The organism is Pseudomonas sp. NPDC087336, from assembly GCF_044744285.1.
In the GTDB taxonomy this organism is placed as follows: domain Bacteria; phylum Pseudomonadota; class Gammaproteobacteria; order Pseudomonadales; family Pseudomonadaceae; genus Aquipseudomonas.
On the sequence record NZ_JBIUYA010000022.1, the window covers coordinates 82,861 to 103,720 of the forward strand.

The 20,860-nt window shown below is 60.7% G+C and carries 18 protein-coding genes; 2 read left to right on the forward strand and 16 right to left on the reverse strand.

Annotated elements, in window-relative coordinates:
• Positions 1-10 precede the first annotated feature (10 nt).
• From acs to dksA, 11 genes are all read right to left on the reverse strand, one after another.
• Positions 11-1,948 (reverse strand): acetate--CoA ligase, encoded by a 1,938-nt coding sequence (acs, locus tag ACIO0C_RS21415; RefSeq protein WP_401315045.1) that lies wholly within the window; start codon positions 1,946-1,948, stop codon positions 11-13.
• 173 nt (positions 1,949-2,121) lie between these two features.
• The gene (gene pgi, locus ACIO0C_RS21420; protein ID WP_401315047.1) at positions 2,122-3,786 is read right to left on the reverse strand and encodes a glucose-6-phosphate isomerase; all 1,665 of its coding nucleotides are present in this window, start codon (positions 3,784-3,786) and stop codon (positions 2,122-2,124) included.
• 221 nt (positions 3,787-4,007) lie between these two features.
• Positions 4,008-4,868, reverse strand: a complete 861-nt coding sequence (panC, locus tag ACIO0C_RS21425; RefSeq protein WP_401315048.1) for a pantoate--beta-alanine ligase — start codon at positions 4,866-4,868, stop codon at positions 4,008-4,010.
• Positions 4,865-5,665, reverse strand: coding sequence for a 3-methyl-2-oxobutanoate hydroxymethyltransferase (gene panB, locus ACIO0C_RS21430; RefSeq protein ID WP_401315050.1), 801 nt, complete (start codon positions 5,663-5,665; stop codon positions 4,865-4,867). Before panB ends, panC begins: the two co-directional genes overlap by 4 nt.
• Positions 5,666-5,952: 287 nt before the next feature.
• Complete coding sequence (gene folK, locus ACIO0C_RS21435; protein WP_401315052.1) at positions 5,953-6,438, reverse strand: 2-amino-4-hydroxy-6-hydroxymethyldihydropteridine diphosphokinase; 486 nt, start codon at positions 6,436-6,438, stop codon at positions 5,953-5,955.
• 4 nt (positions 6,439-6,442) lie between these two features.
• Complete coding sequence (locus ACIO0C_RS21440; protein ID WP_401315053.1) at positions 6,443-7,843, reverse strand: polynucleotide adenylyltransferase PcnB; 1,401 nt, start codon at positions 7,841-7,843, stop codon at positions 6,443-6,445.
• Between the two features lie 734 nt (positions 7,844-8,577).
• Positions 8,578-10,017, reverse strand: a complete 1,440-nt coding sequence (locus ACIO0C_RS21445; RefSeq protein WP_401315054.1) for a sigma-54-dependent transcriptional regulator — start codon at positions 10,015-10,017, stop codon at positions 8,578-8,580.
• A 22-nt stretch (positions 10,018-10,039) separates the two neighbouring features.
• Positions 10,040-12,994: a sensor histidine kinase gene (locus tag ACIO0C_RS21450; protein ID WP_008058384.1), complete on the reverse strand. Its 2,955-nt coding sequence runs from the start codon at positions 12,992-12,994 to the stop codon at positions 10,040-10,042.
• Positions 12,978-13,154, reverse strand: a complete 177-nt coding sequence (locus ACIO0C_RS21455) for a hypothetical protein (protein WP_003176118.1) — start codon at positions 13,152-13,154, stop codon at positions 12,978-12,980. Before ACIO0C_RS21455 ends, ACIO0C_RS21450 begins: the two co-directional genes overlap by 17 nt.
• 77 nt (positions 13,155-13,231) lie before the next feature.
• The gene (gluQRS, locus tag ACIO0C_RS21460; RefSeq protein WP_401315055.1) at positions 13,232-14,128 is read right to left on the reverse strand and encodes a tRNA glutamyl-Q(34) synthetase GluQRS; all 897 of its coding nucleotides are present in this window, start codon (positions 14,126-14,128) and stop codon (positions 13,232-13,234) included.
• 77 nt (positions 14,129-14,205) lie between these two features.
• Positions 14,206-14,649 (reverse strand): RNA polymerase-binding protein DksA, encoded by a 444-nt coding sequence (gene dksA / locus ACIO0C_RS21465; RefSeq protein WP_008058386.1) that lies wholly within the window; start codon positions 14,647-14,649, stop codon positions 14,206-14,208.
• A gap of 333 nt (positions 14,650-14,982) precedes the next feature.
• On the opposite strand from dksA, the gene ACIO0C_RS21470 reads away from it, so the two are divergent.
• Entirely contained in the window at positions 14,983-16,155 is a 1,173-nt protein-coding gene (locus ACIO0C_RS21470; RefSeq protein ID WP_401315056.1) for a pyridoxal phosphate-dependent aminotransferase, read from the forward strand.
• Positions 16,155-16,868 carry a DNA/RNA nuclease SfsA gene (gene sfsA, locus ACIO0C_RS21475; RefSeq protein WP_401315057.1) on the forward strand — a complete coding sequence of 238 codons (714 nt, stop codon included), beginning with the start codon at positions 16,155-16,157 and terminating at the stop codon, positions 16,866-16,868. The genes ACIO0C_RS21470 and sfsA overlap by 1 nt, the downstream gene beginning before the upstream one ends.
• Here sfsA and ACIO0C_RS21480 read toward each other — a convergent pair.
• The 5 genes from ACIO0C_RS21480 to ACIO0C_RS21500 form a co-directional block, all read right to left on the reverse strand.
• Positions 16,865-17,182, reverse strand: coding sequence for a Rieske (2Fe-2S) protein (locus ACIO0C_RS21480; RefSeq protein WP_401315058.1), 318 nt, complete (start codon positions 17,180-17,182; stop codon positions 16,865-16,867). The two genes, sfsA and ACIO0C_RS21480, sit on opposite strands and share 4 nt — an antisense overlap.
• Before the next feature lie 312 nt (positions 17,183-17,494).
• Positions 17,495-18,304, reverse strand: a complete 810-nt coding sequence (locus tag ACIO0C_RS21485; protein ID WP_401315059.1) for a Crp/Fnr family transcriptional regulator — start codon at positions 18,302-18,304, stop codon at positions 17,495-17,497.
• A gap of 16 nt (positions 18,305-18,320) precedes the next feature.
• Positions 18,321-18,593: a TfoX/Sxy family protein gene (locus tag ACIO0C_RS21490; RefSeq protein ID WP_007971093.1), complete on the reverse strand. Its 273-nt coding sequence runs from the start codon at positions 18,591-18,593 to the stop codon at positions 18,321-18,323.
• A 244-nt stretch (positions 18,594-18,837) separates the two neighbouring features.
• Positions 18,838-19,182, reverse strand: a complete 345-nt coding sequence (locus ACIO0C_RS21495; RefSeq protein ID WP_401315061.1) for a pentapeptide repeat-containing protein — start codon at positions 19,180-19,182, stop codon at positions 18,838-18,840.
• Between the two features lie 90 nt (positions 19,183-19,272).
• A complete protein-coding gene (locus tag ACIO0C_RS21500; RefSeq protein WP_401315063.1) occupies positions 19,273-20,829 on the reverse strand; it encodes an AAA family ATPase in 1,557 nt (518 codons plus the stop codon).
• Positions 20,830-20,860: the final 31 nt, after the last annotated feature.

Sequence of the window (20,860 nt, forward strand, 5' to 3'; positions counted from 1 at the left end):
CGGCAGTACGTTATTGGTTCAGGCGCTTGTCGATCAAGCCCTGGACCACACTCGGGTCGGCCAGGGTCGAGGTATCTCCCAGGCTGTCCAGTTCGTTACAGGCGATCTTGCGCAGAATGCGCCGCATGATCTTGCCTGAACGGGTTTTCGGCAAGGCCGGTGCCCATTGGATCAGGTCGGGCTTGGCGAAGCTGCCGATTTCCTTGCTGACGTGGGCCAGCAAGGTTTTCTTCAGTTCTTCGTTGGGCTCGACGCCGTTCATGGGGGTGACGAAGGCATAGATGCCCTGGCCCTTGACGTCATGGGGGTAACCGACCACGGCGGCTTCGGCGATGCTGTCGTGCAGTACCAGGGCGCTCTCCACTTCGGCGGTGCCGATGCGGTGCCCGGAGACATTGATGACATCGTCGATACGCCCGGTGATCCAGTAGTCGCCATCTTCGTCGCGGCGGGCGCCATCGCCGGTGAAATAGTAACCGGGATAGGGCTTGAAGTAGGTGTCGACCATCCGTTGCGGGTCGCGGTAGACGCTGCGGATTTGCGCCGGCCAGCTTGATTTCAGGGCGAGCACGCCGCTGCCGGCGCCTTTGATTTCCTTGCCATGCTCGTCCAGCAGCACCGGTTGCACACCGAACATTGGTTTTGTCGCGCAGCCGGGTTTGATGTGTTGGGCACTGACCAGCGGGCTGAGCATGATGCCCCCGGTTTCGGTCTGCCACCAGGTATCGACGATCGGGCAGCGCTGTTCGCCGACGACATTGAAGTACCACTCCCAGGCTTCCGGATTGATCGGCTCACCGACAGTGCCGAGCAATCTGAGGCTGGCACGTGATGTTTCCTTCAACGGTTCTGCGCCTTCGCGCATCAGGGCGCGCAGTGCGGTGGGGGCGGTGTAGAAGATGTTCACTTTGTGCTTGTCGATCACCTGCCAGAACCGCGAGGTGCTCGGGTAGCTCGGCACGCCTTCGAAGATCAGGGTGGTGGCGCCATTGGCCAGGGGCCCGTAGACGATGTAGCTGTGGCCAGTGACCCAGCCGACATCGGCGGTGCACCAGAACACTTCGCCATCGCGGTAGTCCAGCACATATTTGAAGGTCATTGCCGCTTGCAGCAAGTAGCCACCCGTGGTGTGCAGCACGCCTTTGGGTTTGCCGGTGCTGCCGGAGGTGTAGAGGATGAACAGCGGGTCTTCGGCGTCCATCGGCTCGGGCGGGCAGTCGTCGCCGACGTCGCGCAGCGCCTGGTGGTACCAGAGGTCGCGGCCCTCGACCCAGTCCACCGGGTTCTGGGTCCGTTCGACCACGACCACGGTGCTGACATCCGGGCAGCTTTGCAGCGCCTTGTCGACATTGTGCTTGAGCGGCACGAATTTACCTCCGCGCACGCCTTCATCGGCGGTAATCACTGTGCGGCAGTCGGCGTCGAGGATCCGGTCGCGAAGCGAATCCGGCGAGAAGCCACCGAACACCACCGAATGCACTGCACCGATGCGAGTGCAGGCGAGCATGGCGTAGGCGGCTTCAGGGATCATCGGCATGTAGATGCACACCCGGTCGCCTTTCTTCACGCCACGGCTTTTGAGCACGTTGGCCAGGCGGCAGACGTAATGATGAAGTTTCCTGTAGGTGATTTGCGTGGATTCGGCGGGGTCGTCGCCTTCCCAGATGATCGCGGTTTGATCGCCGCGGGTTGCCAGGTGACGGTCAATGCAGTTGTAGCTGACGTTCAGCCGGGCGCCGGCAAACCAGTGGGCTTCACCGGTTTTCAGATCGTAGCGCTGGACGGTCTGCCAGGGTGTGCTCCAGTCGAGGAAGCGGTTGGCCTGTTCGGCCCAGAAGGTGCTGGGGTGCTCGATGGATTCGCGGTACAGGCGGTGATAGTCGTCTTGACTCAGTTGTGCAGCCCGGCGCACGGCATCGGCTTTGGGGAACGTGCTGATATCGAACATGACGGTTCCTTCTTCTTGTTTTGAGGACAAGAGGGGAGCTGCGCGACCCTCGTAGGGGCTGGCTTGCCAGCGAAAGCGGTGTATCAGTCGACATAAGTATTGCCTGATATACCGTCTTCGCTGGCAAGCCAGCTCCTACAAAGGTTAGTACCCGCCGCAGGATTAGCGTCAAGTCAGCCGCGGTGACGCCCGCGGAAGTAGTTGATCAAGCCCTGGGTAGACGCGTCGTCAGCCGGGGTTTCTTCGCTGCCGACCAGGCGGTTGTAGACGCCTTTGCCCAGCTCCTTGCCCAGCTCCACACCCCATTGGTCGAAGGCGTTGATGCCCCAGATCACGCTTTGCACGAAGACTTTGTGCTCGTACATCGCCACCAGTGCACCCAGGCGCCGCGGGCTGATGCGCTCGACCACCAGGGTGTTGCTTGGACGGTTGCCCGGAATCACCTTGTGTGGCGCAAGGCTCTGCACCTGCTCTTCGCTCATGCCTTTGTCACGCAGCTCGGCCTGGGCTTCAGCCAGGGTCTTGCCGAGCATCAGCGCCTGGCTTTGCGACAGGCAGTTGGCATACAGCCACTGGTGGTGGTCGGCCACCGGGTTGAAGCTGACGATCGGCACGATGAAGTCAGCCGGGATCAGTTGGGTGCCCTGGTGCAGCAACTGGTGGTAAGCGTGCTGGCCGTTGCAGCCCACGCCGCCCCAGATTACCGGGCCGGTATCGGTGCTGACGGGAGTACCGTCCTGGCGCACGCTCTTGCCATTGGATTCCATGTCCAGCTGTTGCAGGTGCTTGGTGATGTTACGCAGGTAGTGGTCGTACGGCAGGATCGCGTGACTTTGCGCGCCCCAGAAATTGCCGTACCAGACACCCAGCAGGGCCAGCAGCACCGGCATGTTCTGTTCGAACGGGGTGTTGAGGAAGTGCTGGTCCATGGTGTAGGCACCGGACAGCAGTTCCTTGAAGTTCGACATGCCGATGGCCAGGGCGATTGGCAGGCCGATGGCCGACCACAGCGAGTAACGCCCGCCGACCCAGTCCCACATCGGGAAGATGTTTTCTTCGCGGATGCCGAACGCCACGGCGGCAGCATTGTTGCTCGATACCGCGATGAAGTGACGATGCAGCTCGGCTTCCGAGCCACCCTGGGCCAGGTACCAGGCGCGTGCGGCCTGGGCGTTTTTCAGGGTTTCGAGGGTGTTGAAGGATTTCGACGAGACGATGAACAGGGTGGTCTCGGCGCGCAGCTTCAGCGCCAGTTCATGGAACTCGCTGCCATCGATGTTCGCCAGGTAGTGGCACCGCACACCCTTCTGGGCATAGGCCAGCAGGGCTTCGGACACAAGCTCCGGGCCGAGGAACGAACCGCCGATGCCGATGTTGACCACGTCAGTTATCGGCTTCTCGGAGTAGCCGCGCCACAGGCCATCATGGATACGGCCCACCAGGTCGGTGATCTGGTTCAGCACCTTGTGCACTTCAGGCATCACGTTGACGCCGTTGACCGAAAGCTTGTCGCCGACCGGACGGCGCAGGGCGGTGTGCAGGGCGGGGCGGCCTTCGGAGGCGTTGACGATTTCGCCATCGAACAGCGATTTGATCGCGCCCTTGAGGTCGACTTCGTTGGCCAGGCACACCAGCAGGTCGCGGGTCTGGGCGTTGATCAGGTTTTTCGAATAGTCGAGAAACAGGCCGCAGCTACTAAGAGTGAATTGGGTAAATCGCTGCGGGTCGGCGTTGAAGGCCTCGCGCATGTTGAAATCCTGCATGGCCTGGCGGTGGTCTTTCAACGCTTGCCAGGCGGGCAGGGCGGTCACGTCGTGGGGGGTGCGGTAGTACGCCATCGCTGCGGGTTTCCTTTTACTTGAACTGCCTTTAAGACACTGAAAATACCGGAATGTCCTGACCACTGTCTGGGTGGTACCCGGTTAGCCTGCGTGCACACGATTAAATAGCGCAGGCCGGTAACAGTAAACCCAGAGCGACGATCTGTCTTGGCTTTGTCGGACCTGCGACCGGTACTTTTTTATACCGGCGCGGTCTCGGGGGATATGTAGGGGGGAATTCAGGCGGGGGTATCGAGGTTCAGGTGCAGGTTGTCGATCAAGCGCGTCGTCCCCAGGAACGCCGCCACAAGGATCACCAGGTCTCGATCTTCCGGGGTTGCCGGACGCAGACTCAGGCCATGACGAATTTCCAGGTAGTCGGGGCGCAGGCCCGCAGCTTCCAGCTGTTGCAGCTTGGCGCGGATCAGGGCCGGGTAATCGCGCTCGCCTTGCCTGATCGCTTCGGCGATCTCGCACAGCGTGCGATACACCACCGGTGCCACGGCGCGCTGGTCTTCGGTGAGGAAGCCATTGCGCGACGACAGTGCCAGGCCATCGGCCGCCCGCACTGTCGGCTCGCCAATGATCTGGATCGGCATGTTCAGGTCATGCACCAGCGCGCGAATGACCGCCAGTTGCTGGAAGTCTTTCTGGCCGAAGATCGCCAGGTCCGGCTGGACCATATTGAACAGCTTGCTGACCACCGTTGCCACACCTTCGAAATGTCCCGGACGGCTGGCGCCGCACAGGCCTTCGGACAGTTGCGGGACGCTGACGCGGGTCTGTCCCGCCATGCCGTCGGGGTACATCTCTTCAACAGTTGGCGCGAACAGCAGGTCGCAGCCGGCTTCGAGGAGTTTTTCCTGGTCGGCGGCGAGGGTGCGCGGGTATTTGTCGAGGTCTTCGCCAGCACCGAACTGCAGCGGGTTGACGAAAATGCTCGCGACCACGAAATCCACCCGTTGGGTGGCCTTAGTGATCAATGCGACATGACCGCTGTGCAGGTTGCCCATGGTCGGCACGAAGCCGATGCGCTTGCCTTCACCGCGGGCACGGGCCACGGCGGCCCGCAGTTCGCGGACAGTTTTGACGGTGTTCATGCAGAGAATCCATGTTCGATGCCTGGGAAAGTCGCCGCTTTGACTTCGGTGACATAGGCGCTCAAGGCAGCGTGAATGCTGGTTTGGCCGGTCATGAAGTTTTTCACGAATTTGGGTACGCGACCGGTGATGGACAGGCCCAGCATGTCATGCAGCACCAGTACCTGGCCGTCGGTGTGGTGGCCGGCGCCAATCCCGATGACCGGAATGTTCACGGCCTGGGTAATTTCTTCGGCCAGCTCGCTGGGAACACATTCGAGCAGCAGCATCGCCGCGCCAGCCTGCTCCAGGGCAATGGCATCGGCGCGCATCTGCCGCGCCTGGTTTTCATTGCGACCCTGGACCTTGTAGCCGCCGAGGATGTTCACCGATTGTGGGGTCAGGCCCATGTGGGCACAGACCGGAATGCCTCGTTCCGCCAGCAGGCGGATGGAGTCCGCCAACCACAACGCGCCTTCGACCTTGATCATGTGAGCGCCGGCCTGCATCAGCAGGGCGCTGTTGGTCATGGCCTGTTCCGTGGTGGCGTAGGCCATGAAGGGCAAGTCGGCAAGGATCAAGGCGTCGGTGTTACCGCGTTTGACGGCTGCCACGTGGTACGCCATTTCGGCGGTAGTCACCGGCAGGGTGCTGTCATGACCTTGCAGAACCATGCCGAGGGAGTCGCCCACCAGCAGCACTTCGACACCTGCCTGGTTGCAGGCGTGGGCGAAGGTCGCGTCATAGCAGGTCAGCATGGTGATTTTTTCACCTTTGTGCTTGAGACCTTGCAGAGTGGTCAGGGTGATGGCTGGCATGAAAAGTTCCTCATTCAGGCGCTGTGGAAACTACTGCGAGTAACGCGCGTGATTCTTCGTTAAATACAGGCGCACGGTCTTTTGTCGTGCTTTTAAGGCCTGGATTGCGCCCTTGATGCCGGGATGGCGGCAGCGGGACGCCTATAGTCGTGAGGAGAACGTGGGAAGTCAATTACGTGTGTTACCGCGTTGTTACGTCAGCGGTGTTACCGGGCTTACTGATGCGATTCAGCAGGCTGGGCGGGCTTATCGCGCATTTTCTGTCCTGCGCTCCCACAGGGTTTGTGTCAATTTTTAGTCAGGCGTTCCAGGCCGACGAACGGGCACGCAGCGAGCAATTCTGCCAGGCCGCGGCCATCGGCCAGGCGCAGATCTGCAGGCGCCAATTCCGCCAATGGATACAGCACAAAGGCCCGTTCCTGCATGTGGTAGTGGGGGACTTTGAGGCGAGGCTCGTCGATCAGGCGGTCACCGAACAGCAGGATGTCGAGATCCAGCGTGCGCGGCCCCCAGCGCTCAAGGCGCTCGCGGCCCTGGCCGTTTTCGATTGACTGCAAGGCGTCCAGCAGCTCAAGCGGTGCCAGCGTGCTGTCGAGAGCGGCAACCGCGTTGGTGTAACGCGGTTGGCCGGGCAGCAGCGAGTCGCTTTGATAGAAGGCTGAAACCCCGGCCAGCTGCGATTGCGGCAACTGTGCAAGCGCTTCGATGGCGCTGCGCAGCTGTTCGGCGGGGTCAGCGAGGTTGCTGCCCATGCCGATGTAGATGCGTTCCATTGGTTTATTCGCCCGTGGTGCTCGAAGCGTCCGCTGAGCGCTTGCGCTTGGAGCCGCCGCTGCGGCGACGTTTGCGTGGGCCGCCGGTGCCGTCGTCCTTGCCGCTGAGGTCGCGAATCATGTCGCGACGCTCGCTGTCATTGGCATCCTGATAGTCGGTCCACCATTCGCCCAGGCCATCGGTCTGCTCGCCGGCGCTTTCGCGTAGCAGCAGGAAGTCGTAACCGGCGCGGAAGCGCGGATTGTCCAGCAGCAGGTCGGCACGTTTGCCGCTGCGCCGAGGCAGGCGCTCCTGCATGTCCCAGATCTCGCGGATCGGCAGGGTGAAGCGTTTCGGGATCGCGATGCGCTGGCACTGCTCGGCAATCAATTCGTGCGCGGCTTCCTGCATCGCCGGAATCGGTGGCATGCCACGGTCCTGCAGGCGCAATACGCGCGCCGGCAGGGCAGGCCAGAGCAAGGCGGCAAACAGGAACGCCGGGGTCACCGGTTTGTTCTGCTTGATGCGCAGGTCGGTATTGATCAGGGCTTCGCTGATCAGGGTATGGGTGTAGGTCGGGTTGTATTCCAGTGCCTCGGCGCTGGCCGGGAACAGTGGATCGAACAATTGCAGGTCGACCAGCATTTCAAAGGTGTCGGCAGCGTGTCCGGACAGGAACAGCTTGAGCACTTCTTCAAACAGGCGGGCCGACGGGATCTCGCGCAGCATGGGTGCCAGTTCGCGGATCGGCGTGGCGCTGTGTTTTTCGATGCCGAAATTCAGCTTGGCGGCAAAACGCACGGCACGCAGCATCCGCACCGGATCTTCCTGGTAACGCTGCTTGGGGTCGCCAATCAAGCGGATCAGTTGGTTGCGAATGTCGTGTACGCCGTTGGCGTAATCGAGAATGCGTTCGCTGACCGGGTCGTAATACAGGGCGTTGATGGTGAAGTCACGGCGTTGCGCGTCTTCTTCCAAAGTCCCGTAGACGTTATCGCGCAGGATGCGCCCGCTTTCGTTACTCAAGGATTTATTGTGGTCTTCCTCTTCGTCGTTTTGCGGGTGATTGGCGCGGAAGGTCGCGACTTCGATGATTTCGCGGCCGAAGTGGATGTGCACCAGCTTGAACCGGCGGCCGATGATCCGCGCATTACGGAATTCGGCCCGTACCTGTTCGGGCGTGGCGCTGGTGGCGACGTCAAAGTCTTTCGGCGTGATGCCGAGCAGCATGTCGCGCACACAACCGCCGACCAGATAAGCCTGGTAACCGGCGCCCTGCAGGCGTTCGACGATGTTTACCGCGTAACGGCTGAACTGGCCCTTTTGCAGCGAATGTTGACCGCTGTTGAGCACTTCAGGCGTGCTGCGGATGTGTTGCGTACGACGCAGGGGAGTACGGAATGACTGGAACAGCTTCTTCAGCATGGGATGCACTGTTTGAAGGAATGTTCGGCCAAAACGAAGAATGACCGCATGATGGGCGGGGATTCTAGCATTTAGTCGAGGGATGGTGTAGGACACTGCAGGTTTGAGCTGCAAGCCGCATGCTTCAAGGCAGAAGCGGGCTGATTTGAGGGGTTTCCAGATCGCGGAAACTACAAGGGGAGCCGAAGCTCCCCAAGAAGTAGTTGCATGCTCTATTTTTGTTATTGGTTTCGGGCTTCTTGTTTTTGTTGAGTGCCCTTGCCATGAAGCTTTCCTTCATGACCCTCCCAATCGGGAGTCAAGAGCAAACGGATTGCTTTGGTCGCTGTGCTGCAGTGATCTTGCGATCCAACCAGTTCAGGCTCTGTCTTAAGACAGTTTTTTGTTGTTCTCGGCCTGGTCGTGGGGCAAGCCCCAAATACAACGCCTCTCCAAAAGAATCAGTTAGCTGCGCCTCTCGCCGTCTTGTTTTTATTGTGCGTGAGTCGATTCGTCTTATTTTTATTGTCTTGTTCGTTGCTTGTTATTGTTCTTGTACCAAACATATAGCAGGGTGCGTGCCAACTTTTGCGAACCCCAGTAAAACAAGGGGTTAGGTGCGTTGCTGGGGTAAATGAGGGCCAAAAAAAACCGGGGCTTCGTTACCGTAAGCCCCGGCTTCTGTTACGTGAAAAACCTGAGGTAACAGTTTTTTCACAAAATCATGTGTTACCCGCACATGAGACAGGTGGGGCTCAGCTCTCGCTCGGTACCCCGGTTTTGCGCCGTGGGATGCCCAGGCGCTGACGGCGTTCCCACAGGCACTTGCGACTCACCCCGAGTTTGCGCGCCAGCTCGGTTTCGGTCATGTGATCCTGATGCTCGAGCACGAAGTGCTGGAAGTAGTCTTCCAGGGACAGGTCTTCGGTCGGCTCGTGATTGTTGTTGCCGGCGTTACCGTTGCCCTGTTGTGGGGGCAGGCCGATGAACTCGTCGTCTTCCAGGTCGCCCAGTTCGATGTCGATGCCCAGTAGCTCGGCGGAAATTTCCGGGCTCTCGCACAGGATGACAGCACGCTCGACCGCGTTTTCCAGCTCGCGAACGTTGCCTGGCCAGGAGTAATGACGAATGGCTTGCTCGGCGTCCGGGGCGAACTTCAGGTCTGTGCGGTTGATCCGTGCGCTTTGGCGCGCCAGGAAGGCGTTGGCGATTTCATTGACGTCCGCGCCACGTTCGCGCAGAGCCGGCAGTTTCAGGGCAATCACGTGGAGGCGGTAATACAGGTCTTCACGGAATTGGCCGATCTTCGCCAGGCTCTTGAGGTCGCGGTGGGTCGCAGCGATCAGGCGCACATCGACTTTCTGCGACTGGACCGAACCCACTCGACGAATTTCACCTTCCTGCAGCACGCGCAGCAGGCGCGCCTGGGCTTCCAGTGGCAATTCACCGATTTCATCGAGGAACAGGGTGCCGCCGTCCGCCGCTTCCACAAGGCCGGCACGTCCGGCGCTGGCGCCGGTGAATGCGCCTTTTTCGTGGCCGAACAGTTCGGACTCGATCAGGCTTTCCGGAATGGCCGCGCAGTTCACCGAGATCATCGGCGCCTTGGCCCGCCTGGAGAGGTTGTGCAGGGCGCGCGCCACCAGTTCCTTACCGGTACCGGACTCGCCCTGGATCAGGACATTGGAGTCCGTCGGCGCGACCTTGCGGATCTTGCCATACAGGTCCTGCATCGGTGGGCATGAGCCGATGATGCCGATTTCACCGTTGCTGTTGTCGCTACCGGTTTTGGTCGCGCCATTGGCGACTTTGCCGGCGACCGGTTCACTGCTGGCTTGCGCCGATTGGCGGTCACGCAGGATGCGCGCGACGGCCTGGAGCATTTCGTCGTGGTCGAAAGGCTTGGCGATGTAATCCACCGCGCCCATCTTCATCGAGTCCACCGCCGAGCGCAGGCTGGCATAGCTGGTCATGATCAGCACCGGCGTGCCCTGGCCAAGCTTGATCAACTCGGTACCCGGCGCGCCCGGCAGGCGCAGGTCACTGACGATCAGGTCGAACGTGGGAATGGTGAAGCGTTCTTGTGCTTCCTGCACTGAACCGGCTTCGCTGACCTGGTACTGGTTGCGTTCCAGCAGGCGGCGCAAGGCGGAGCGGATAATGGTTTCGTCTTCGACGATCAAAATGTGCGGCATTGATTCGATACTCTCGACGGTCTCAGTTCACAGCGGACGTCGCTTCGACATGACGCGGTAAGGTCACCCGGATACGGGTACCGCGTTGGCTCTGAACATCAGCCGGGCTGTCGATGGTGATTTGTCCATAATGCTCTTCAACGATGGAATAGACCAGTGCAAGGCCCAGACCGGTACCTTCACCCGGGTCCTTGGTGGTGAAGAAGGGTTCGAACAATCGATCCATGATGCTCGAGGGAATGCCGCTGCCTTCGTCTTCCACGATCAGGTCGACCGTGTGTTCGCCGGCTTCGCTCTTGACCCGCACCGCGCTGCCGGGAGGCGAGGCGTCACGGGCGTTTGAGAGCAGGTTGATCAATACCTGGGCGAGCCGCTGCGGATCGCCTTCGACCCAGTGATCGGGGTCGCACAGGTTGTAGAACTGCACTTCGAAATTGCGCCGGTTCAGGGCCAGCAGGCCGATGGCGTCCTGGGCCACTTCGGCCAGACAGACGGGCTCGTCGCTGTGCTGGTGGCTGCCGGCATGGGCGAAGCTCATCAGCGACTGCACGATGCGCGAGACGCGCTTGGTCTGTTCGAGGATCTGCCCGCTGATTTCCTTGAGTTCGCCGTCTTCCTCGCGCTCTTCGCGCAGGTTCTGCGCCAGGCAGGCGATGCCGGTGATCGGGTTGCCGATTTCATGGGCCACGCCCGCGGCCAGGCGACCGATGCTGGCCAGGCGCTCGGAATGCACCAGTTTGTCTTCGAGCATCTGGGTTTCGGTCAGGTCTTCCACCAACAGCACCAGGCCACTGTTGCCCGGTGCGAGCGGTTCGTCGATCGCCGCCTTGTGCAGGTTCAGCCAGCGGGTCTGGCCGTCGAGGGCCAGGTGCTGTTTGTGCAAGTGCTCATCCGGAACGTTGATGAAGCCTTGCAGCAGCGCTTTCCACGGATCGGCAATGGTGCTCAGGCGCGAACCTACCACACGCTGCGCGGCGATCCCGGTCAATTCCTCCATGGCTTTGTTCCACATGAGGATTTCCTGGTCCTTGGCCAGCGAGCAGACGCCCATCGGCAACTCCTGCAGGGTCTGGCGGTGATAGCGACGCAGGGCGTCGAGCTCGGCGGCCAGGCCGGTCAGGCGCGAATGGTAGTCCTCGAGGCGGCTTTCAATGAAGTGGATGTCCTCGGTGACATAGTTTTCGCCGCCGGCCTTGTAGGGCAGGAACGTCTCGACCATGTCCTGGGCCACGCTCGGCCCCATCAGGCCGGACAGGTTGGCTTCGATCCGGTCGCGCAAGCGGCGCAAGGCGTACGGTCGACGCTCGTCGAAGGGCAGGTAGAGATCGCGCAGGGCCTGCTCGACTTCCTTCTGCGCCGCCTTGGCACCCAGCGGTTTGGCCAGCTGGGTGGCGAATTCCTGGGGCGAGGCGGCGTGCAGTTCCCGGCGTTGCGGGCGGCGTACGTTGTCCACGGCACAGGCTTCGGCGGCGCTGGCCTCTTCGGTGCTGGCATTGGTGAACAGCGAAATCAGGGTGAACATCAGTACGTTGGCGGCCAGGGAGGCGATCGCGGCCATGTGCCAACTGGTGTCGTCGAGCACGTAGATCATGTTCAACAACGGTATGTAGAAGCCCTGCAGGTTACCGACCAGCGGTAGCAGCATGGTCACCAGCCACACCAGGATCCCGGCCAGCAGCCCGGCGATGAAGCCGCGACGGTTGGCGGTCGGCCAATACAGGACCGACAGCACGCCCGGCAGGAATTGCAGCGTGGCCACGAAGGCGACGATGCCGAGGTTGGCCAGGTCTTGCTCGGCGCCCAGCAGCAGGTAGAAACCGTAGCCGGCCATGATGATGGCGACGATCAGGGCGCGACGGGTCCATTTCAGCCAGCGGTAGATGTTGCCTTCGGCTGGTGGCTGGTACAGCGGCAGCACCAGGTGGTTCAGGGCCATGCCGGACAAGGCCAGGGTGGTGACGATGATCAGGCCGCTGGCAGCGGAGAGGCCGCCGACATAGGCCAGCAAAGCCAGGGCCTTGCTGTTGGCCGCGATGCCGATGCCGAGGGTGAAATATTCCGGGTTGGTGGTGGCGCCGAGCTTCAGGCCGGCCCAGAGAATCAGCGGCACCGCCAGGCTCATCAGCAGCAGGAACAGTGGCAAGCCCCAGCTCGCGCTGACCAGCGAGCGCGGGTTGAGGTTTTCGGTGAAGGTCATGTGGTACATGTGCGGCATGACGATCGCCGAGGCGAAGAACACCAGCAGCAGCGTGCGCCAAGGGCCTTCCTGCAGTGGCGTGTGCAGCGCGGCCAGGGCGGTCTGGTTTTGCAGCAGCCACAATTCCAGCTGTTGCGGGCCGTCGAATACGCCATACAACGCATAGAGGCCAACGCCGCCGAGGGCGATCAGCTTGATCACCGATTCGAAGGCAATCGCGAACACCAGGCCTTCATGTTTTTCCCGGGTGGCGATGTGCCGGGAGCCGAAGAAAATCGTGAACAGCGTGATCAGCGCGCAGAAACTCAACGCCACGCGATGCTGTACCGGCTCGCGGGTGAGGATGCCGATGGAGTCGGCGACCGCCTGGATCTGCAACGCCAGCAGGGGCAGTACCCCGACCAGCATGAAAATCGTGGTCAGCGCGCCAGCCCAGGTGCTGCGAAAGCGGAACGCGAACAGGTCGGCCAGGGACGACAGCTGATAGGTGCGGGTGATCTTCAGGATCGGATACAGCAACACCGGTGCCAGCAGAAACGCGCCGGAAACCCCCAGGTAGCTGGACAGGAAGCCGTAGCCATACTGATAGGCCAGGCCCACGGTGCCATAAAATGCCCAGGCACTGGCGTAGACCCCCAGCGACAGGGTGTACGTCAGCGGGTGGCGAATGATCGCCCGCGGGATCATGCCCCGTTCGCTGACCCAGGCCACGCCGAACAGCACCGCCAGGTACGCGGCGCTGATCAGGATCATCTGGGTCAGGCTAAAGCTCATCGGCATCTTTTTGGCTCTGCAGGATGAAGGTCACGACGATCAGGATCAGCCAGAGCAGATAAGGGCGATACCAGGCGCCAGTGGCGTCGATCCACCAATCCATGATGGCTGGGGAAAACAGATAAATCCCCACTACCAGGAGCAGGACCAAGCGATAGATGTACATCCCGGCCTCTCTTTTTTATGCCCGTGCCCGAAAACGTGCGGCGATGGTAACGGATGGGCGCGCCACTGCAAGCACGATCACTGTAGCTGCGCCTCGGGCAGGCTCAGTGTGCGCGGGATCGACAGGGCGTCCCAGTGGGCAATGCCCCAGTCCAGCACTTCCCGCGGCGTGGCGCAGGCCAGCTCGGCACCGGGCTTTTGTCCCAGGGCGCGCAGGGCTCGCAGCAACAACGGTGAAGCCTGGTCTTCGGTCAGCGGCGGTGAGCGGTAGGACTTGCCGAGCTTGTTGCCATCAGGTTGGGTAATCAGCGGGATGTGCAGGTACCGCGGCTGGCGCAGGCCGAGCAGCTCCTGCAAATAGAGCTGGCGCGGCGTGGAATCGAGCAGGTCGGCACCGCGCACGATGTCAGTGATGCCTTGCCAGGCATCGTCCAGGACCACCGCCAGTTGATAAGCATAGAGCCCGTCGCGCCGGCGAATCACGAAATCGCCGACATCCCGGCCCAGATGCTGATGGAACTCGCCCTGCACCCGATCAATGAAGTGGTAGTCCAGCTCGGGGACGCGAACGCGAATGGCGGCATCTTCGGTGCCGTGTCCGGCATTGCGGCACAACCCTGGATAAATGCCGTGGTACGGCTCCAGTTGTTTGCGCGAGCAGGTACAGGCGTAGGCCAGGCCTTGGTTGAAAAGGCGATTGAGCACTTCGGCGTAGGCCTCGTGGCGGTCGCTCTGGCGGACCATCTCGCCATCCCACTCGAAACCGTAACTCTCCAGGGCCTTGAGGATTGCCGCCTGGGCACCGGGTTCTTCCCGGGGCGGGTCGAGGTCTTCCATGCGCATCAGCCAACGGCCACCCACCGAGCGGGCGTCGAGGTAGGAAGCCAGTGCGGCGACCAGCGAGCCGAAATGCAGGTGGCCACTGGGCGTGGGCGCAAAGCGCCCGATGTAGGCGGGGGAGGTGATGGCGGTCATGAATGCATTTAAAGCCAAAAAAACATCAGAAACAAAAACGGAGCGTTCGCACGCCCCGTTCTTCGTTCAAGTCGCGATTATTTGCCGACTTGCTTTTCCTTGATTTCCGCCAGTGTCTTGCAGTCGATGCACAAGTCAGCGGTAGGGCGTGCTTCAAGGCGCTTGACGCCAATCTCGATGCCGCAGGATTCACACCAGCCGTACTCTTCGTCTTCGATCAACTGAAGCGTCTTGTCGATCTTCTTGATCAACTTGCGCTCACGATCGCGGGCTCGAAGCTCGAGAGCGAACTCTTCTTCCTGGCTGGCACGGTCTGCCGGGTCAGGGAAGTTGGCCGCTTCGTCCTTCATGTGGTCCACGGTCTTGTCGACACCTTCCATCAGCTCTTTTTTCCACTGATTCAGAACCTTGGTGAAGTGCTTGCGCATGGGCTCGCCCATGTACTCTTCGCCAGCTTTCTGAACATAGGGCTCGAAGCCGCTGATCGCCTGATTCGCTTGTTGCTTTGCTTGGGTGGACATGAAATAGACCGCCTCTACTCTTGTAATCCATCTGCGCAGGATTGCTCCATCACCGGCACCTGCCGGCCCTGCGGCTGCAAGCGGGCGAACTTACCAGATCAAATCAGACCGCGCTACTCCCGGATGTCGAGGCCGCGGCCCGCGGTGCTTGCAAATGATGGCAAAGCATTGCCTGGTGGTTCTGGAACCCTGCTCAATTAATGATTTTAGTCAAACCCTGAGCACTCGCTCAGCTCGTTTGTACCTGGGTCATAAGGCCTCTGACCGCTTTAGGTTCTCGCTCGTTCCTGCGCTTGGGTAGAATCGTTTCTTTTCCCTGTTGAAGGAAGGCCAATGGCTCAGTCCTACAGTGCCCGCAGTCGCGCGATCGAACCTTTTCATGTCATGGCGTTGCTGGCGCGGGCCAATGAATTGCAGGCTGCCGGTCACGATGTGATCCACCTGGAAATCGGCGAACCGGACTTCACCACCGCCGAGCCGATCATCCGCGCCGGGCAGGCTGCGCTGGAAGGGGGCAAGACGCGTTACACCGCCGCCCGCGGTATCCCCGAACTGCGCGAGGCCATTTCGGGCTTTTATCAGCAGCGTCATGGCTTGAACATCGACCCGCGACGCATCCTCATCACCCCCGGCGGTTCCGGTGCGTTGTTGCTGGCCAGTGCCTTGCTGGTCGATCCGGGCAAACACTGGCTGCTGGCCGACCCGGGTTACCCATGTAATCGGCACTTCCTGCGCCTGGTGGAAGGGGCCGCGCAGCTGGTCCCGGTAGGTCCGGAGGTGCGTTATCAACTGACACCGGACCTGGTTGAGCGGCATTGGGATCACGACAGTGTGGGCGCGCTGGTGGCTTCCCCGGCCAACCCGACCGGCACCATCCTCAACCGCGACGAACTGGCGGGGCTGTCCCAGGCCATCAAGCAGCGTCACGGTCACCTGGTGGTGGACGAGATCTACCATGGCCTGACTTACGGCACCGATGCGGCCAGCGTGCTCGAAGTCGACGACAGTGCCTTTGTGCTAAATAGTTTTTCCAAGTATTTCGGCATGACCGGCTGGCGTCTTGGCTGGCTGGTAGCGCCGGATGCGGCGGTGAGTGAGCTGGAAAAGCTTGCGCAAAACCTCTACATCAGCGCACCAAGCATGGCCCAGCACGCGGCGTTGGCCTGTTTCGAGCCGGCCACCATTGCGATCCTGGAAGAGCGACGCGCCGAATTCGGTCGTCGACGGGACTATCTGCTGCCTGCCTTGAGAGATCTGGGTTTCGGTATCGCCGTTGAGCCGGAAGGCGCGTTCTATCTGTACGCCGATATCAGCAAGTTCGGCGGCGATGCCTTCGCGTTCTGCCGTCATTTCCTCGAAACTGAACATGTCGCGATCACCCCCGGACTGGACTTCGGCCGCTACCAGGCCGGGCACCACGTGCGGTTTGCCTACACCCAAAGCCTCGAACGCTTGCAGGAAGCGGTGGAGCGTATCGGTCGTGGTCTGCGGAGCTGGCAAGGCTAATGCTTTTTCATCCCCCCCTCGAAGAGGGTCGGCTGATACGCCGCTACAAGCGTTTTCTCGCCGATATCGAAACCGTCGATGGCGAGTTGCTGACCATTCACTGCCCGAACACGGGCTCGATGCTCAATTGCCAGGTCGAAGGCGGGCAGGTCTGGTTCAGTCGCTCCAATGACCCCAAGCGCAAGTTGCCCGGCACCTGGGAAATCGGCGAAACCCCGCACGGACGCCTGTTTTGCGTAAATACCGGGCGGGCCAATGGCTTGATCGAAGAAGCGTTGCGGGCGGGGGTGATCGGCGAGTTGAACGGCTTCACCGAGCTGAAACGCGAAGTCGCTTACGGACAGGAAAGCAGCCGCATCGATTTCCGTCTCGAGTACCCGAGCGGGCACGCGTACGTGGAAGTCAAAAGCGTCACCCTGGGTTATGACGGCACGCCTGTGGCGGCGTTTCCCGATGCGGTGACCCAGCGCGGGGCCAAGCATTTGCGTGAATTGGCCCATCTGGCCCGGGACGGGATTCGCGCGGTGCAGTTGTACTGCGTCAATCTCAGTGGCATCGAAGCTGTGCGACCGGCAGAAGAAATCGATTCGGCCTACGCACAGGCCTTGCGTGAGGCGGTGGCGTGCGGGGTTGAAGTGCTGGCCTACGGCGTACGCCTGACCCACGAGGAAATGGTGGTGGACCGCCGTCTTGACGTATTGCTCGGCGGTTAGAGGCTGACCCAGATGCCCTGTGCGTCTTCGCGGCAATCGACCCGGGTCAGCGATTGCCCCGCACAGGGGCCGGCAACACATTCGCCGTCCTCGATCAGGAACAGGGCGCCATGGGTGGCGCACTGGATCAGGCTGTTGCTCGGGTCGAGGAACTGGTCCGGGGTCCACTCGAGCCCGACGCCACGGTGCGGGCAGCGATTGATATAGACGTAAACCTGGCCGCCCCGGCGCACGGCGAAGAGTTTTTGGCCGTCGATGTCGAAACCGCGGCTGCTGGCGTCGGTCAACTCAGTGCCTGTACAAAGAAATTTCATGCTGATCCTCAGGTCGCGAGCAGTGATCAATAGCTGAATTGCCCAATGCAAACCAGTGCCAGGTGCTCAGGATACTTGTTGCAGCGCTGCACGACTTTTCCACAGGCAAAAAAAAGACCCGGCAAGAGCCGGGTCAAATAACCGTGATTAGCCTGATGAGGAGATAATCTGAGAGTCCGAACCAAGGGCTTTTCAGAATATCGACCAGTCTCGCGACCAGTTGTGATAATCATATCGATTCTCATTACCAAGTCAACAGGTGATTTCCCATTTGTTCGAATCCTGTCGCACGCTTGTGCCAAGTCCTTGTATTCATTGGGTTCTGCCTGTCGTTTTCAGTGCGCTCAACTGTGTAACCTGTTTATTCAGCAGGTCGATACGTCGGGCCATGCTTTCGATCAGGCTGTTGGCAATCTTCGGATTGCTCTGGGTGAGGCTCAAGAACTGATCCTTGGGAATGCGCATGATGGTGCAGGGTTCGCTGGTGATCACCGTGGCGTTGCGTTTCTCGCCGGTAAACACGGCCATGGCGCCGAAAATCTCGTCCTTGGGCACATCGCCCACCTTCACGCCATCGACAAACGCTTCGGCGTGGCCGTCGATGATGACGAACACATGGTCCGCCTCATCGCCCTGATGGATCAGCATGTCGCCGCTGGTAACGCGCTGGAAGCCGTTGGTGGCGCGAAATTCCGGCTGCTGTAGGCGCGCCACGGCATCGGACAGCAGGGCGGTCTGGCCCGCCATGTACTGCAGGAACAGCTCCGAGCGGGCCGGATCGGCATAGATGTGCTGGAACACCTGCGATCGAAGGTAGGGTGTCAGTGCCAGGGGCGTCTTGCTGCACAAGCGACAGCGGGGCAAGCCCGCGTCCTGGCGCAGGCCGATCAGATCGCCCCGCTGCAGATAGAACAGCGCGCGATCATCGATACAGCCGTGCAGCCGGCCGTTATCCAGCATGAACAGTTGATCGGTGGATAATGCGGCGGCGAGGTCGTCTACGGCAGGAAATTCGACGGTGGGCCCACTCGGTGCCAAACCCTGCAACAGTCGGGCGGGGATGTGTTGCAGGCGATTGATCAGTGTTTCGGCGTAAGCCGGTTGTTCCCCAAGTAGGTACATGGCGAGCGGTACTCGTTCAGTTCTTGTGGCGTGACGAGATGGCTTCGAGTTGTTTGTTCAAGGCTTCCTTGCGTTCGGCTGGAATGTCATTCCAGTGCACGTCCATCAAGGCGCCTTCGATCGCGTACAACAACACCTTGGAGGCCCGGAACCCGCGCGTGCGCACGGCCCGATAAGCGTCCACCGCCCCCAGGCGACGCAAGTCCGAGGCGCTGTGGATGCCCACTGCATGCAGCCATTGCGCCGACGTCTTGCCAAGATTCTTCAGGTGTTGCAGTTCATCATTCATCAAGCCTCCTTGCGATGGCCGAATGGTGCGTGGGCAAGCTTCTGAGGAGTGTAGCCATCAGCAGGAAAAGCGTGATTGTTTGCTCAGTTTTGATGCAAACGCTTCTAAGAGGCAGTTGACAGTAGGGCTGCTAAAAGCGTGGAAAAGGAGGGGGGGTAGCGATCAAATTGCCCGATTTTCGAGCAAGGTCGTCCAGAGTCGAGCGCAAAGCAGGGGCGCTGGACTTGTCATTTCAGACTGGCGGTCAGCGGGTGCGATAACGCAGGCGCGTACCGAAGTTCATCGACATCAGGATTTCGTCGGCGCTCAGTTCCACCGGAAAGTAGGCGCCGGAAATCTGTGCGTGGGCCAGGCTCGCACCTTCGAGCGAAGCGTTGCGAAAATCGATGCCGCGCAGATCGGCGGAGCGGAAATAGGCGTCGGTGAAGTCGATGCCGTCGGCGTCCAGTTCGCGCAGGTCCAGGCCACGGAAATCACCACCGACCATGTCGATAGTCCCGTGCTGGGGGCGCTCTTTATTGAAACCGGCGATATCGTCTTTGTGCAGCAAGGCATACAGCGGGGTGTCGAGCAGTTTGGGCTGGCTCATGTCACGTCACCTGTTGGATTTATGACGCCAGTATAGTGCCAGTATTTGAAGGCCGTGAAGCCGGGTCAGGCTTCACGGCGCAAATGCCCCTTATAGGCCGGGCAGGCGCTGGCGAATCTGTTCCACCACCGTGTCGAGGGTTCCACTTTCGTTGGTCTGCACGCGCTTGCTGCAGAGGATTTCTGCGGGTGTCAGTGCTTCACGACTGGCTTGCTGGGCTTCGATAACGGCCAAGGTGGCGTCGGACGGATCCTTTTTGTCTGCCTGGCGCAGGGCCAGCCAGCTCTCGATCACTGCTTGCGGTGCATTGCAGTCAAGGATCAGGAAAGGCGCGCCGGTGGCCTCGGCCACTTTCGCCGCGTTGTCACGCTGCTCATGCTTGAGGTAAGTGGCATCGACCACCACAGGGAACCCGGCGTGCAGGATCTGTCCTGCAATTTCGTGCAGGCGCTGGTAGGTCGCGGCGCTGGCGTCGGCACTATATATGCCGGCTTGCAGGTCATTGGCGACGGTTTGCTCGCCGAACAGGCGTTTGCGCTCCACATCGGAGCGCAGGCGAATCGCCCCCAGTGCTTCCACCAGGCGCATGGCCACGTGGCTTTTGCCAACGGCGGAAACACCGTGGGTAATGGCCATGAAGCGCGACGGGATGGTGCTGTAGCTTTCCGCCAGGTTGGCGTAGTTGCGGTATTGGCGCAGCGTGGTGGCGCGCTGCACCGCAGTGGCCTCGGCCGGCATGCTGAACAGGGTGACCTTGGCACGCACCAGTGCGCGGTAGGCTTTATAGAAGTTCAGCAGTTCCAGGCCCTGGTAATCGCCGGTCAGTTCCAGGTATTGGCTGATGAATCGACGCGCCAGGCACTTGAGGCCGCGGTCTTCCAGGTCCATCGCCAGGAAGGCGATGTCGGCGTACACATCGGTGAAGCGGAACGGTTCGTTGAACTCGATGCAGTCGAAGATCACCACGCGGCCGTCGATCACAGTGGCGTTGCCCAAATGGATGTCGCCATGGCATTCGCGAATGAAACCCTCGGCCTTGCGTTGGGCAAACAGTGGCTTGAGGCGTTCGAAGCTGCTTTCGGCCCAGGCCTGCAGGGCGTCCAGCTGCAGCAGGTCGGCCTTGTCGCTTAGGAAGGGGCGAATCTGCTCGAAGTTCTGCCGTACAGGGGCCATGACACTGTCCGCGGTCCCGGCTTCGTGTTCAGCCGGCACTCGCGGGGCGTCCAAGTGGAAGCGGGCGATTTGATCAGCCATCTGGTCGATGTGCGCGGGTGTCAGTTCGCCGTTGGCTTGCAGCGTGCTGAGTAATCCGTCCTGGGCAAACTGGCGCATTTTCAACGCGTACTCGATGGCCGGACCTTCGCCACCCAGTTGTGGCGCTTCGGCGCTACCGGTGATCGGTAACACTTCGAGGTAAAGATCCTCGGTCAGGCGCTGGTTCAGGCGCAGCTCTTCAGCGCAGAAATGCCCCCGGGCTTCAAGGGTGGTGAAGTCGAGGAAGCCGAAGTTCATCGGCTTCTTCACTTTATAAGCAAAGGGGCCGGTAAGCACGACCCAGGAAATGTGGGTCTCGATGACCTTGAATCCATCTACAGGATGCGGGTAGAGGGCCGGGTTTTGCAGAGCGGCGATCAGGGACTGGCTCACAGGCGATCCTTAAGAGTCGGAAAAATTCAGG

Coding starts and splice junctions, on each gene's coding strand:
- dksA (WP_008058386.1), bottom strand. CDS start 14,649: ATGTCCACCCAAGCAAAGCAACAAGCGAATCAGGCGATCAGCGGCTTC.
- ACIO0C_RS21490 (WP_007971093.1), bottom strand. CDS start 18,593: ATGAATGATGAACTGCAACACCTGAAGAATCTTGGCAAGACGTCGGCG.
- acs (WP_401315045.1), bottom strand. CDS start 1,948: ATGTTCGATATCAGCACGTTCCCCAAAGCCGATGCCGTGCGCCGGGCT.
- ACIO0C_RS21455 (WP_003176118.1), bottom strand. CDS start 13,154: ATGTACATCTATCGCTTGGTCCTGCTCCTGGTAGTGGGGATTTATCTG.
- sfsA (WP_401315057.1), top strand. CDS start 16,155: ATGCTTTTTCATCCCCCCCTCGAAGAGGGTCGGCTGATACGCCGCTAC.
- ACIO0C_RS21470 (WP_401315056.1), top strand. CDS start 14,983: ATGGCTCAGTCCTACAGTGCCCGCAGTCGCGCGATCGAACCTTTTCAT.
- pgi (WP_401315047.1), bottom strand. CDS start 3,786: ATGGCGTACTACCGCACCCCCCACGACGTGACCGCCCTGCCCGCCTGG.
- ACIO0C_RS21480 (WP_401315058.1), bottom strand. CDS start 17,182: ATGAAATTTCTTTGTACAGGCACTGAGTTGACCGACGCCAGCAGCCGC.
- ACIO0C_RS21440 (WP_401315053.1), bottom strand. CDS start 7,843: ATGCTGAAGAAGCTGTTCCAGTCATTCCGTACTCCCCTGCGTCGTACG.
- ACIO0C_RS21485 (WP_401315059.1), bottom strand. CDS start 18,304: ATGTACCTACTTGGGGAACAACCGGCTTACGCCGAAACACTGATCAAT.
- ACIO0C_RS21450 (WP_008058384.1), bottom strand. CDS start 12,994: ATGCCGATGAGCTTTAGCCTGACCCAGATGATCCTGATCAGCGCCGCG.
- ACIO0C_RS21495 (WP_401315061.1), bottom strand. CDS start 19,182: ATGAGCCAGCCCAAACTGCTCGACACCCCGCTGTATGCCTTGCTGCAC.
- ACIO0C_RS21445 (WP_401315054.1), bottom strand. CDS start 10,017: ATGCCGCACATTTTGATCGTCGAAGACGAAACCATTATCCGCTCCGCC.
- gluQRS (WP_401315055.1), bottom strand. CDS start 14,128: ATGACCGCCATCACCTCCCCCGCCTACATCGGGCGCTTTGCGCCCACG.
- folK (WP_401315052.1), bottom strand. CDS start 6,438: ATGGAACGCATCTACATCGGCATGGGCAGCAACCTCGCTGACCCCGCC.
- panC (WP_401315048.1), bottom strand. CDS start 4,868: ATGAACACCGTCAAAACTGTCCGCGAACTGCGGGCCGCCGTGGCCCGT.
- panB (WP_401315050.1), bottom strand. CDS start 5,665: ATGCCAGCCATCACCCTGACCACTCTGCAAGGTCTCAAGCACAAAGGT.